The 12,565-nt window shown below is 39.8% G+C and carries 13 protein-coding genes; 3 read left to right on the top strand and 10 right to left on the bottom strand.

The window, feature by feature from the left end; genetic code table 11:
* Positions 1 to 91 precede the first annotated feature (91 nt).
* The 5 genes from ADH49_RS10315 to ADH49_RS01460 form a co-directional block, all read right to left on the bottom strand.
* Positions 92 to 496 carry a hypothetical protein gene (locus ADH49_RS10315; RefSeq protein ID WP_239681808.1) on the bottom strand — a complete coding sequence of 135 codons (405 nt, stop codon included), beginning with the start codon at positions 494 to 496 and terminating at the stop codon, positions 92 to 94.
* A 60-nt stretch (positions 497 to 556) separates the two neighbouring features.
* Positions 557 to 682: a hypothetical protein gene (locus tag ADH49_RS10410; protein WP_275043226.1), complete on the bottom strand. Its 126-nt coding sequence runs from the start codon at positions 680 to 682 to the stop codon at positions 557 to 559.
* Between the two features lie 258 nt (positions 683 to 940).
* Positions 941 to 3,532, bottom strand: a complete 2,592-nt coding sequence (locus ADH49_RS01470; RefSeq protein ID WP_048688462.1) for an SEC10/PgrA surface exclusion domain-containing protein — start codon at positions 3,530 to 3,532, stop codon at positions 941 to 943.
* Positions 3,533 to 3,597: 65 nt separating this feature from the next.
* Positions 3,598 to 4,488 carry a hypothetical protein gene (locus ADH49_RS01465; protein WP_048688459.1) on the bottom strand — a complete coding sequence of 297 codons (891 nt, stop codon included), beginning with the start codon at positions 4,486 to 4,488 and terminating at the stop codon, positions 3,598 to 3,600.
* 34 nt (positions 4,489 to 4,522) lie between these two features.
* A complete protein-coding gene (locus ADH49_RS01460; protein WP_048688457.1) occupies positions 4,523 to 5,488 on the bottom strand; it encodes a hypothetical protein in 966 nt (321 codons plus the stop codon).
* 357 nt (positions 5,489 to 5,845) lie between these two features.
* On the opposite strand from ADH49_RS01460, the gene pepF reads away from it, so the two are divergent.
* Together pepF and ADH49_RS01450 are read left to right on the top strand one after the other, a co-directional pair.
* Positions 5,846 to 7,642 (top strand): oligoendopeptidase F, encoded by a 1,797-nt coding sequence (gene pepF / locus ADH49_RS01455; protein ID WP_048688455.1) that lies wholly within the window; start codon positions 5,846 to 5,848, stop codon positions 7,640 to 7,642.
* A 54-nt stretch (positions 7,643 to 7,696) separates the two neighbouring features.
* Positions 7,697 to 8,488, top strand: coding sequence for a DUF2785 domain-containing protein (locus ADH49_RS01450; protein ID WP_048688452.1), 792 nt, complete (start codon positions 7,697 to 7,699; stop codon positions 8,486 to 8,488).
* Between the two features lie 72 nt (positions 8,489 to 8,560).
* Here ADH49_RS01450 and trxA read toward each other — a convergent pair whose 3' ends face one another.
* The 4 genes from trxA to ADH49_RS01430 all read right to left on the bottom strand — a co-directional run bounded on the left by trxA (position 8,561) and on the right by ADH49_RS01430 (position 10,801).
* Positions 8,561 to 8,875 carry a thioredoxin gene (gene trxA, locus ADH49_RS01445; protein WP_048688449.1) on the bottom strand — a complete coding sequence of 105 codons (315 nt, stop codon included), beginning with the start codon at positions 8,873 to 8,875 and terminating at the stop codon, positions 8,561 to 8,563.
* Positions 8,876 to 8,887: 12 nt separating this feature from the next.
* The gene (locus ADH49_RS01440) at positions 8,888 to 9,112 is read right to left on the bottom strand and encodes a DUF4649 family protein (protein WP_003010037.1); all 225 of its coding nucleotides are present in this window, start codon (positions 9,110 to 9,112) and stop codon (positions 8,888 to 8,890) included.
* 515 nt (positions 9,113 to 9,627) lie between these two features.
* A complete protein-coding gene (gene rpsO, locus ADH49_RS01435) occupies positions 9,628 to 9,897 on the bottom strand; it encodes a 30S ribosomal protein S15 (RefSeq protein WP_004193424.1) in 270 nt (89 codons plus the stop codon).
* A gap of 175 nt (positions 9,898 to 10,072) precedes the next feature.
* The gene (locus ADH49_RS01430; protein ID WP_048688444.1) at positions 10,073 to 10,801 is read right to left on the bottom strand and encodes a pseudouridine synthase; all 729 of its coding nucleotides are present in this window, start codon (positions 10,799 to 10,801) and stop codon (positions 10,073 to 10,075) included.
* Between the two features lie 171 nt (positions 10,802 to 10,972).
* On the opposite strand from ADH49_RS01430, the gene def reads away from it, so the two are divergent.
* Entirely contained in the window at positions 10,973 to 11,587 is a 615-nt protein-coding gene (gene def / locus ADH49_RS01425; RefSeq protein WP_048688441.1) for a peptide deformylase, read from the top strand.
* A 27-nt stretch (positions 11,588 to 11,614) separates the two neighbouring features.
* Here def and ADH49_RS01420 read toward each other — a convergent pair whose 3' ends face one another.
* Entirely contained in the window at positions 11,615 to 12,466 is an 852-nt protein-coding gene (locus ADH49_RS01420; RefSeq protein ID WP_048688438.1) for a mechanosensitive ion channel family protein, read from the bottom strand.
* Positions 12,467 to 12,565 lie beyond the last annotated feature (99 nt).

Below are 12,565 nucleotides of genomic sequence, written 5' to 3'. Positions count from 1 at the left end.
CAAAAGAAAAAGGATTTGAGGGCCTTTTTCTTTGAATCTTCAGCAAGTTCTATATAAAAATTTTAGAGCTAGATATAGCTTCTGATTATTTTTACAATTTCACTAATTCTGTGCTGTCCACATAAAAGCGTGTTTTGTAGGCTCCTCCCTTGTAGTTCTTGTTGTTGCGTTTCAAAACAAAGCGTCTGTGAGGTTCAGAAGTCCCTTGGATGGTCGTTGTCACTTCAACCGAATCTTCATTGATCACCCATTCATCGGGTAAAGGGATTTCCATCGGTGGCATCGCTCCGCCACGACCACCAGGAACAACTTCGTAGAAGGCCTTTTCTTTTGTCGAATAGATCCAGCCGTCTTTCTTTTCATTTGTGAGCTGAATCAGCTTGTCTTTTGAAAGACTGCAGATTGAGTTCGATGTTTCTTCTGCGTCCAATTTTTCAATAATATCTTGTAAATTATAAATTTCCGGCGTGTAGGTATTGTAGTAATCAATGAACAAGTCTTGTGAGTATCCTTCAACTGCACTATGATCATTGTTCAACTTCAGTAAGCGAGTCGGTTACACCTGAAGGGAATAGGTCAAAGATGTACTATTTTCAATGATCGAATAGATATCCTCTTCGTCCGCTTTTGACAAGGTCCCAATGGCTTCTTTGTCATTTTCATCTGACTTAACTTCTTCCATCTTCTCTTTTTCTTGGGCCTCACCAGATGACTTTTAGACTGATGAAGACCCTACTGGGCCATGCTTACGCTCATACCGCTTCGGAGTACAAGCTACTAAAGAAAGCAAGAGGGTTGTAGCTAGTAGATAGGTTCCAATTTTTTCATGTTTGTCTCCTTATAAAACTTCTCAATATTATACTAAACCTGATCTAATTTAAAAAGCAAACATTTTTACATGTTTGCTTTAACTAAATTATAATGATTTTTCCTTATTTTATTATTTTGATTCGCGTTTGCGTTTCAATCCAGCAAGACCTAGAGCCATCATTGCTACGCCCATAATTCCAAGTGCACTAGTAGATTCACCAGTTGATGGCAATTCTTTAGTGTTTGCTTGATTAACTTGAGGTGCGACTGGTGTGATTGCACCAGGTGTTACTGTTGTAGTTGGAGTCGTTGTTTTAGTCACTTTGTTTTTAGTTGATTCACGACGAGTTTCTTCTTCGTGTTTGATGCGTTCTTGTTCACGACGAATTGCTTCTTCCAATTGTTTTGCTTTGACGAGTTTTTGATAAGCTTCGAAGACACGAGTGTAATCTTCTTGAGCCGCTTTAGCTTTCAATTTCAAAGCTTCGAGTTTTGCGATTTCTGTTTCAAGAGTTGCTTTAGCCTCAGCTGTTTTAGCCTTTGCTTCAGTCAATGCTTTTTCAGCTTCAGCAAGTTTTACAGGTGCGTTCTTGAGCAATTCAAGATAATCTTTTGCGTCTTGTACAGCTTGTTTAACGCGTTCAACTTGAGCTTTAGCTTCAGTAGTTGCAAGACCTTTTGCTTTCAAATCGTTTTCAGCATCGATTGCTGTTTTAAGAGCAACTTTAAGAGCTTCTTCTTGAGCAATCAATTTAGCTTTAGCATCTTTCAATTCATATTCGCGTTGTGCACGAACTTGTTGCAAGTTTGCAAGATTTGATTGAGCTGTCGCGAGTTCTGCTTTAGCTGTTTCAAGAGCCTTTTCAGTTTCGGCAACTTTGGCTTGAGCTGCAGGAGTTTGTTCTTTGACCGCAAGTGCGTCGTCGTAAGCTTTTTGAGCTTTAGCAATAGAGTTTTGAGCGGCATTCAATTTTGTTTGAGCGTCAACTTGAGCTGTTTTTGCAGAAGCAAGGTCGTTTTCAGCAGATTTAACCGTTTGGTCAGCAGTTGCTTTCTTAGCTTTAGCTACTTGAAGAACTTGTTCTGCTTTTTCAACAGATGATGTCAAAGATGCTTTGTATTCAGCGTCTGTGCTGATGTAATCACCTTTGTCTTGGTTTGTTGGAAGGCTTGTTGACAAGATGTGAACAGAACCTGAACTTACGCTAAATCCGATACCTGTACCTTCAAGCGAAATCAAGTGTTTAGTGTGACCGTTAGCTTGTTTTCCATCAGCGAACATCATTTTACGGATGTTTTGAGCGATATCTTGTTTTAAGTTCAACATAGTGTAACCGCCAAAGTTTTCTTTATGCCATTCAGGCAAAAGTCCACCGAGTGATTCGGATGCATAATATGGATTAAGCACTGCGTGTTGGTGTCCCCAGTTTCTGTTTGGATCGAATCCAAATTTATCAGGGGTTCCGCCTGTTTCATTGTAATATTTAGTGTATCCCCGCGCGATAGCATCCGCAAACTCTTGACCACCAACTGTCAATTGGATTGGAGTGATGGTTTTACCAGGTTCACGTTGAGACCAATATTGTTGGTTAAGGTCATTCAACATTTGAGATACGAATTCAGCGATTTCTTTACGTTGAGCGTTAGTGAGGTTTGCTAAGTCGAGGATTTCACCATTTACACCGATGCCTTTTTGACTATATGCATCCCAGTCGATTTCGGGTTGCAATTTCATGTATTCATCTTGATGAGCGATAAACCAAGTATAGTCAGTAATATCGTGTTTTGCGTATTCAGCGGGAACGACGATTTTACGGAGGGCTTCATCTTGTTTCAACTTAGCAACTTTTTCTTGATAAGCCGCGTTTGCTTTATCAAGAGCATTTTGAGCCTCATCAACTTCAGCTTGAGCGACACCTGCTTTAGCTTTTGTTTCAGCGAGAGCTTTTTCTTTTGCTTCTACGTTAGCTTTTGCATCAGCGAGACCTTGTTCGAGAGCAGGAACGTTCTTTTCAGTGCGTTCTTTATCGAGAGCTGATTTTGTTTCATCAATTTTTGCTTGACGAGATGCGTCGAATTCTTTTGCTCGAGTTAATTCGTCTTGAGCTGCTTTGTCAGTTGATTCCGCATCTTTTAACTTATTCCCTGCAATAGCTACTGTCTCTTGTGCTTTGGTTAATGTTGTTTCACTTAAAGCTTGCTCAGCTTTTTTAACTTCATCCTTGGCTAATGCGACTTTGGTTTTTTCATCTTCTACTTGTTTAGTAGTCTCTTCATAAGTTTTTTCTGATTCAGATTCCGCTGTTTCAGCAGATTTCACACCTTCTTCAGCTGTTTTCACTTCAGCTTCTTTTGCTTTGATAGTTTCTTCTGCTTTTGCGATTGTTTCAGGTGTTGCTTTTTCAGCAGCTTCTTTTGTTTTTTCATAGGTTTCAGCAGCCGTTTTTTCAGTAGCTTCAGCTTCCTTAGCTTTTTGATCAGCTGCACTGACAACCTTTTCTTGTTCAGCTACTGAATTAGCCGCTTCATCAGCTTTCTCTCTTGCTGTATCGACTACCTCTTTTGTAACCTCAGCAGTCTTATCGATATGTGAAGTAGTTACCGGTGTTTCTGTATGCGGTTGAGCAACTGTCGTTTCCTCAGCTTGTACAACTGAAGTTACAGCAGTTGCAGCAATAATAGTAGCACCGATAGCAATACTTCTCTTTGTTGATTTATTCATTTCTATATCCCTTCTAATGATTTTTCTATATATTTATATTGTCTCCAACATAAAATGATAGAAGATCAACCTTTCTCCGTAACATTTTTTGTACCAATTTTATCAAGGTCAAATCTTATATTTTTATTTACAAGTTGTCTACTCAATAACATGTCCTCAGTTCTAATACCAATCCATTGCTCCCCAGAAATGGTGTATGGCATGCTCTCATATATTGGTGTTGCTTCAAAATTCGTATCAACAGCATCAGAGTATTTCACCTCATTTTCAAGAGCTTCTTTTGTCCATTCGAAATCAACACTTAAATCCAGCATATCTACATAAGGTATATGTATCAAATTTTCTTGGGAGACATAATTTCCCGATGAATCAGTCCATACATCTGCTTTCAACTTAATATCTGAATTTGGTTTTCTAAATTGTTTATATGTTAGATTTGAGTAAAATTCTTTTGCTGCTTTATAATTTTCAAGAGAACTTTGTCCATAGTCTTCACTTTCATTACCAGAACTTATATTTTCCTCTGATTGTTTTATACCTTCATTTGCTGCGTTTATTTTTTTCTCTTTTCTCTGTTCAAAATATTCTTCATCATACTTTTTAGCGATTTTTAAAATTTCTTCATCAGATTTTGATTTTAAATCCGATAATGTATTACCTTTATATCCTTTCAGAATATATCTTGTCATTTTTCCTTTTTCAATTACGTATACTGCTTTAACCTCAGAATTTTTATTGACATCACTTCCTGAAATTCCATATAAAATTGTTTTAGGTGTACTATTAAAAAAATCAATTACTCCTACACCTTCATTCTCGTTCATTAGTTCTGTACCAGTCTTTTTTTCTGAAACTTTTGTGTTATCTTGTGATAAAGGGTGATTTCTTTGATTAAATGTACACCCACCAATAACTAGTAAACTAGAACACATCAACAAATATACTGCCTTTTTCATATTACTTTCCTTCCTAATAAACATCCTACATTTGTTATCTTCCATAACGAATATTCTCAAGTTCACTTGCTACCGCACGTGATGCAGCAGCTGCTTCTTGTGTTTCTGCAATTTGTCTTGCACTTAAAATATTTGCATGTTCTTGAAGCTTGATCATCCGTTCTTGATTAATAATCTGCTCTTTCTCAAGTTCGATCATCTCTGCCTCAAACGCTCGACGTGCTGCTCGGTCTAAATATGTATCGTATAAATTAATTGCTTCTTTTATGTTATCTGCTTTAAAGTTATTAAACGCGTGAATTAGATAATTCACTGCATCTAGTGCGTAATAATCCTTAGGGTACCATCCTTGACCAATTGCTACAGCTTGATTCCGGAAATTTTCCATCAAACGTCCCTCTTGCTGATAGGCCAATTCTAATCGTTGGTTTTCTGAAACTATTGCTTGGTAATCTCTTAAATGCTGTTCATTTTTACTACGAATACCTTTATTCACAAACGCGATCATTAATTCAAGCTTATTTTGAATAATAAAATAGGTAGCTATAATTGAGACTCCAAGTAAAATTAATGTTATAGGATTTGGGGTCAAAAGTAAGCGCAAAGGGAATAAAAGTAAGATTCCTCCCATAATCAGTGTTGCTGGATAAATCCACTTATCCTTTGATCCGTTCATTCTACGGTACAAAAGGAATAGAAATCCAGATAAGAATAAAACTTCAAAGAGGAGATCACTAATTAATCGATCCACTGCACCGAGTAATATAACATACAATAGATCCCCTAATAGTATTGCTATACTTGAAAATACCATAACTGAAAATGCAATTTTTAAAGATTTATGAGATATTGTGTCATCTTGATATTCTTCTTGTTGAATCAATTTTGCAGTTCGCATTTGATTGACAAGAAAAACCTGTCGTGAACGCGCCTGAATAAATCCTAAAATATTCTCTCGAATTAATTCCAATTTTGAAACAATTTCTTCTCTTGTTTCCATATTTTACCTCCCTATCACTAATTAGCAGTTTTTAACTAAAATTAAGAATATAAATGTCGATAAATAGTAGTTTATACAACGCTATATCCTTTAATGCTATTAGTGTTGAGTATTGCATAGAATGCAATACTCTGATGTACTTAGTATATCAGCAAAATTTCATTCATCTTCCTACCTAAATATAGTTTTAAATCTTGAATATTTATAAAAGTTGTCCATAATTATTAATTTCATTATGAATATCAAAAATTAAAGTTATTTCAAACATTTTTTACACAATCCTCTTCCCTCTTCTCTAGGTTTCTCCCCTATTTTCTGCTATACTGAGTATAGTTATTTGATCAAAAGGAGAACACTATGGAATTAAAAAAACGTTCTGAATTTCCTGAGAATGAACTCTGGGACCTCACAGCCCTCTACCAAGACCAGGAAGACTTCTTGCGCGCCATTGAAAAAACACGTGAAGAAATCAATGAATTTGTCCGCAACTACAAGGGCAAGCTCCACACTTTTGAAGACTTTGAAGCTGCCTTTGCTATCTTCGAACAAATTCAGATTCAACTCAGCCACATTGGCAACTACAGCTTTATGCCCCAAACGACGGACTTTGGCGATGAAGCTTTTGCGGAAATTGCCCAAGCGGGGATGGATTTCGAAACTTGGGCAAGCGTCGAACTTTCCTTCTTTGACGATGCTTTGGTAGAAGCGGATGAAGATGTCCTCGAACGCCTGGGGCAACTCCCTCACCTCACTTATGCTATTCGCCAAGCCAAAATCAAAAAAGCCCACTACTTAGGAGCTGACGTGGAAAAAACTTTGACCAACCTTGGTGAAGTCTTCTACGGACCGCAAGACATCTATACCAAGATGCGGGCAGGTGACTTTGAAATGGCTGATTTTGAAGTGGATGGAAAAGTCTACAAAAATAGTTTTGTTACTTATGAAAACTTCTACCAAAACCATGAGAATGCGGAAGTCCGTGAAAAAGCCTTTCGCTCCTTCTCAGAGGGTCTTCGCAAGCACCAAAACACGGCTGCTGCTACCTATCTAGCCCAAGTTAAGTCTGAAAAGCTGATTGCAGATATGCGGGGCTACGACTCTGTCTTTGACTATCTCCTAGCTGAGCAGGAAGTGGATCGTTCTATGTTTGACCGTCAGATTGACCTGATCATGAAGAGCTTCGCTCCAGTCGCTCAAAAATTCCTCAAACACGTAGCCAAGGTCAACGGTCTTGAGAAAATGACCTTTGCTGATTGGAAGTTGGACTTGGACAGTGCGCTCAACCCAGATGTTACTATTGATGACGCTTATGACTTGGTCATGAAATCTGTGGCACCCCTTGGAGAAGAATACTCCCGCGAAATTGCTCGCTACCAAACCGAACGCTGGGTCGACTTTGCGGCCAATGAAGGCAAGGATTCCGGTGGTTATGCGGCTGACCCTTACCGTGTCCATCCTTATGTCCTCATGAGTTGGACAGGACGCATGAGCGATGTCTACACCCTGATCCACGAAATCGGACACTCTGGTCAATTCATCTTCTCAGATAACAACCAAAGCTACTTCAACGCCCACATGTCGACCTACTATGTGGAAGCTCCTTCTACCTTTAACGAGCTCCTCCTCAGCGACTACTTGGAACACCAGTTTGACGACCCTCGTCAAAAACGCTTTGCCCTAGCTCACCGTTTGACTGACACCTACTTCCACAACTTCATCACCCACTTGTTGGAAGCAGCCTTCCAACGCAAGGTCTACACCCTGATTGAAGAAGGTGGTACCTTCGGCGCTAGCAAGCTCAACAGCATCATGAAGGAAGTCTTGACCGAATTCTGGGGAGACGCCGTTGAAATCGATGACGATGCAGCGTTGACCTGGATGCGCCAAAGCCACTACTACATGGGGCTATACAGCTACACCTACTCAGCTGGCTTGGTTATCTCAACAGCGGGATACTTGCATTTGAAGAACTCCGAAAACGGAGCTAAAGATTGGCTAGACCTCCTCAAATCAGGTGGCAGCAAGACCCCACTTGAGTCAGCCATGATCATCGGAGCAGATATCTCGACTGACAAACCACTTCGCGACACCATCCAATTCCTTTCAGACACAGTGGATCAAATTATTGCTTACAGTGCAGAATTGGGAGAATAAACTCCTCTACAGCTAACTCTAAAATAAGCTAGTAAAAATGCAGAGGTGCTAAGGATGTATCAAGAATTACAAAGTAAAGTGACAGAAGAAAAACCAAGCTATAACCGAGAAGAAATCCAGTGGTTGCTGGAACATTTAGGAGATCCCTCACCAGAAATTCGCGATGATCTTGTTTTTACAAGCTTGGCTAGAGGGATTCAAGAAGAACTCTTCACACAAGAACAGTTTCATTTCATTTCTGAGACGATTATATCCGATGAAGGAGTAGAAAAAGAGATTGACAAGATTGGACTATCGACACTTGATCGTTCTTTTAGAGCACTGATTTATGCCAATCTCTTGTCTGCAGATGCCAACCAACAATCGATTTTTTATCAAAGATTAAAAGCTGATATAAGATATATTTTACTGGATCAAGGCTTACACTATCTTTTAAAAGAAAAGGATACAACAGGTTTTTCCAGCCAGTATGGTTGGGTTCACGCTTTTGCGCATGGAGCTGATCTTTTAACAGAAGTAGTTTGTCATCCAGACCTTCCTAATAACAAAGTTCACGAAGGATTGAACATACTTGGCCAAGTCTTTAAAAGAATTTCAATTCGTTTTACCGATGATGAGGATTGGCGTTTAGCTAGAGTGCTCTATGAACCTATTTTGCAAGGGAAAATCGAGCAAGAACAAGTAGCTTCTTGGATAAAAACGCTTGACTTTCCAATAGAAGAAAGGGAAGATTTTTATAAATTTTCCAACCTTAGATCCTGTCTGTTAGAAGTCTATATTCAACTTGATCAGAGAGACTTTTTACAAGATGAGTTGAAAGAGGCTATTCAGTCTTTTCAATACTAACTGTTGCACTTATTCTTGCAATTTATCATATAAAAAAGCACTCCCATTTTATTAATGGGAGTGCTTATGCTTTTAACCCAACTCAGCCACAATAGCCTTGATTTGTTCTGCAGTGTGAACACCAGCAACTTGTTTAACCACTTGTCCATCTTTTTTGAAAAGAAGAGTAGGGATAGACATAATGCCGAAAGCACGCGCTGTATTTGGATTTTCATCAACGTCCATTTTAACGATTTTCAAGACATCTTCTGAAAGTTCTTCAGACAATTTATCCAAGATTGGACCTTGCATACGACATGGACCACACCAGGTCGCCCAGAAGTCTACCAAGACCAATCCTTCTTTTGTTTCTGCTTCAAATGTTGCGTCTGTAATTGCTTTTGCCATTGTTTTTCTCCTTTAGTTTTTGTATTGATCGAGGTCTTGCTTCATCAAATAGAAGAAAACATCTCCGTAAGTTCCATGGTAATCGAGTTCGTGCCCATTATAGGTCAATTTTTGTACGGGATAGTAATCCGCTACACCGATCAAGCAGGTCTGTTGGGAGCGCTCAAATTCTTCATAGGAATCAAAATGCATGACTCTTTCTTGTTTTGCACCATCTAGATATGTAATATCAATCATATCGATAACCTCTATTTCTTAAGATGTGTCTATTGTAACTCTGTTAATTACATCTGTCAAACAAAACGACTTACTCAGAATAATGAATCTTGTCCAAAAAAAGATAACAAAAAAGCCCTCTGAATTCAGAGGGCTCCATTCTTGCTGTATAAAACGTTTCTAGACAAGGCGACGAACCGAAGATTGTACTAGATTTCTTCTGAAAACAAAAAATCTCCCCGAAAGGAGATAAATCTGGTCTATTTTACCTCATGATGCTAGGAACCGCAGCCGGAGATTATACTATAATTCTAGTGAAAAAGAAAAGCTACTCTACAAATAGAGTAACTTAACTTTTTTGAATTCAATTGAACACGGCCTAAGCACTTGGCAAAAAATAACAGCCCTCTGAATTCAGAGAGCTGTTTTGAGCTCGGGCTAAAATCCTAGTGAAAAAGATGAAACTCCTTGTGTTCATCGAACACTGTGTCGTTTCCCTATTTTCATACGGATTTTTGGCGCCCTTAGCATCATGATTAACGACGAAGTCCAAGAGAGTTGATCAACTCACGGTAACGGTTAACGTCGTTCTTACGAAGGTAAGCCAACAAGTTACGACGGCGACCGATTTTCTTCATCAAACCACGGTAAGTAGCGTGGTCTTTTTTGTGTTGTTTGATGTGGTCGTTCAAGTGGTTGATTTCCCAAGTAAGGACAGCAACTTGTACTTCTACTGAACCAGTGTCACCTTCGTGACGTGCGTATTGTGCAATGATTTCATTTTTTTTCTCTTTTGAGATTGCCATGATAAGCTCCTTTTCTTTATGCTCTATCCGAGTGGCAGGTTTGGCATAGCCTGCTACCAAGAAAGAGTTAGTTGTCTATTCGACCTATTCATTCTACCAAGATTTCATCTTTCTGTCAAACACTTCTGCTTTTTCCAACAGAGTTCTTCAAACCCAAGACTACAATGACTTCTCATTATAGGTTGACCCGAAAGTCAGTTAAGAGCTTTATTTCTTCTGCTGTCAATCTACGCCACTCCCCTAATTCGAGACTAGGATCCAAGCTCAATGGCCCCATGGAAATCCGCTCGAGATCGGTGACTTCTTTGCCACAAGCTGCGACCATGCGCTTGACCTGATGGAATTTTCCTTCAGCGATGCGGATCTGAACCAAGCAACTATTAGCTTCTTGATCGACCTCCAATATTTCCAACTCCGCTGGCAGGGTGGTGAAATCCTTCAATTCTATTCCTTCTTTGAAGCGGTCGATATCTTCCTGGGTCATGATTCCAGCTACTTGAGCACGGTAGACCTTGTCCACATGCTTCTTAGGCGATAGCATGGCATGAGCCAGCTTACCATTATTGGTCAAGAGGAGTAAACCATGGGTATCAATATCCAATCGTCCAACTGGAAAGACTTCCTTGTGTCTGGCCGTGTCATCCAACAAATCTAAGACTGTTTGATGGCGGTCATCTTCCGTTGCTGAAATGACCCCTTTGGGTTTATTGAGCAGATAGTAAACAAACTCTTCATGGAATAAACTTTCTCCCAGATAGGTCACTTGATCCTTATCTGGATCAATATGAACCTTGGCAGAGGTTTCCACCTTTCCATTGACCTGAATCTTTTTTTGCTTGAGGACTTGCTTGACTTCTGTTCGGCTTCCCACTCCACAGTCCACTAAATATTTATCTAGACGCATGCTTGTCTCCTTCATTCTTCTTATCATTATACCATGAACCGGACTAGGATTCTTTCCTTTTCTAATTTACGGTCCGTCTGGTCCATTAGCACCCATCAATCAATTGGCAAACTTTCATTCTAAAAGGATTTATGATATGATGGTTTCTAGAAAAAAGGAGTGAATGAGAACATGTCTGCAATCGAAACCATTACAAAAGCTGCCCATCTAATTGATATGAATGATATTATCCGCGAAGGCCACCCAACTTTACGTGCTATCGCTGAAGAGGTCACTTTCCCACTGTCAGATCAAGACATCATCCTAGGGGAAAAAATGATGCAGTTCTTGCACCATTCGCAGGATCCTGTCATGGCGGAAAAATTGGGTCTCCGAGGTGGAGTTGGACTCGCTGCCCCTCAGTTGGACATTTCTAAGCGCATCATTGCCGTTCTCGTCCCAAATCCAGAGGACGAAGAAGGAAATCCTCCAAAAGAAGCCTACTCCATCCAAGAAGTCATGTACAATCCTAAAATTGTCTCCCACTCAGTCCAAGATGCGGCTCTAGGAGATGGGGAAGGGTGTCTCTCTGTAGACCGCAACGTTCCTGGTTATGTGGTTCGTCACGCACGTGTAACGGTAGACTACTATGACAAAACCGGAGAAAAGCACCGTATCAAACTCAAAGGCTACAACTCCATTGTGGTCCAACACGAAATCGATCACATCAATGGCGTTATGTTCTACGATCGGATCAATCCGAAAGATCCTTTCGCTGTCAAAGATGGCATGCTTATTTTAGAATAAGAAAAAAGACCAATAGGTCTTTTTTTGTTAGGGTGTGACAGAGAAAGTGGTTGGAATCTCGATGCCATTTTGTAAGAGGGCATCATGATAGAGTTTGTAATAAAGATGGTAAATGGCCACTTGGCTTCCCGACTGGACCATCATGGCGACGCGGAAGGAATAACGGCCTGTCCCCTTTTCGATTTGAGGGCCTAAAATCGTCGGACCATCTAAGATTTCTGGATGCTTTTGGGCTTGTTCATCGTTGACTTGCTGGAAGATTTGATAAATCTTGTCTAGGTCAGTTTGAGCTGAAATTGGCATATCGATGAGGACGCGCTGGTTCCCCCGAGAGAGATTGCTGACAACCATAATATTGCGATTGGGTACATAATGCAAGGTCCCATCTGCGTCTCGCACCTGAGTCGTCCGAATGCCCACACTAGAGACGGTTCCAGCGATGGTAATCGGACCATTGGTCAAACGAACGGTATCTCCGACGTCTATCTGACGTTCCAGAAGAATAAAGAACCCATTGACCAAGTCTGATAGGAAGCCCTGTGCTCCTAACCCAATGGCAACTCCGGCAATTCCTGCACCTGCTAAGAGACTGGAGACTGGTAAGCCCAAGATAGAAAGAATCCAGTAGATCAGGATAAAATAGAGGCAGTAATTCAACAGACTCTCTACCAGCCTTAAAATAGTATTCTTACGCGCTTCGTCTTGGCCTACATAATTCAGAGAAGGCTTCAAGATGCGTTTCACCAAACTATGGATTAGTTTTTTTGCAAGAAAAAATAAAACAAATAAAATAGCTAACGAAATCAATTTTGAAACCAATTCATCCATGATCTTGGTCCAATCAAACTGACTGACATAGCGGGAAAAAATATTCTTCATACCTTCTATCAATCTCCTTCTCTTTTTCTAATGGTTTGATTATATCAGATTTTAACCTTTAGAACCACTAACCTCCTCTTATGCTCACCTTGATTTTAA

It is taken from the genome of Streptococcus sp. 400_SSPC (assembly GCF_001072745.1).
Classification (GTDB): Bacteria; Bacillota; Bacilli; order Lactobacillales; family Streptococcaceae; genus Streptococcus; species Streptococcus xiaochunlingii.
Note: the sequence above shows the minus strand (reverse complement) of the source record. Positions and strands in the feature narration are given on the sequence as shown.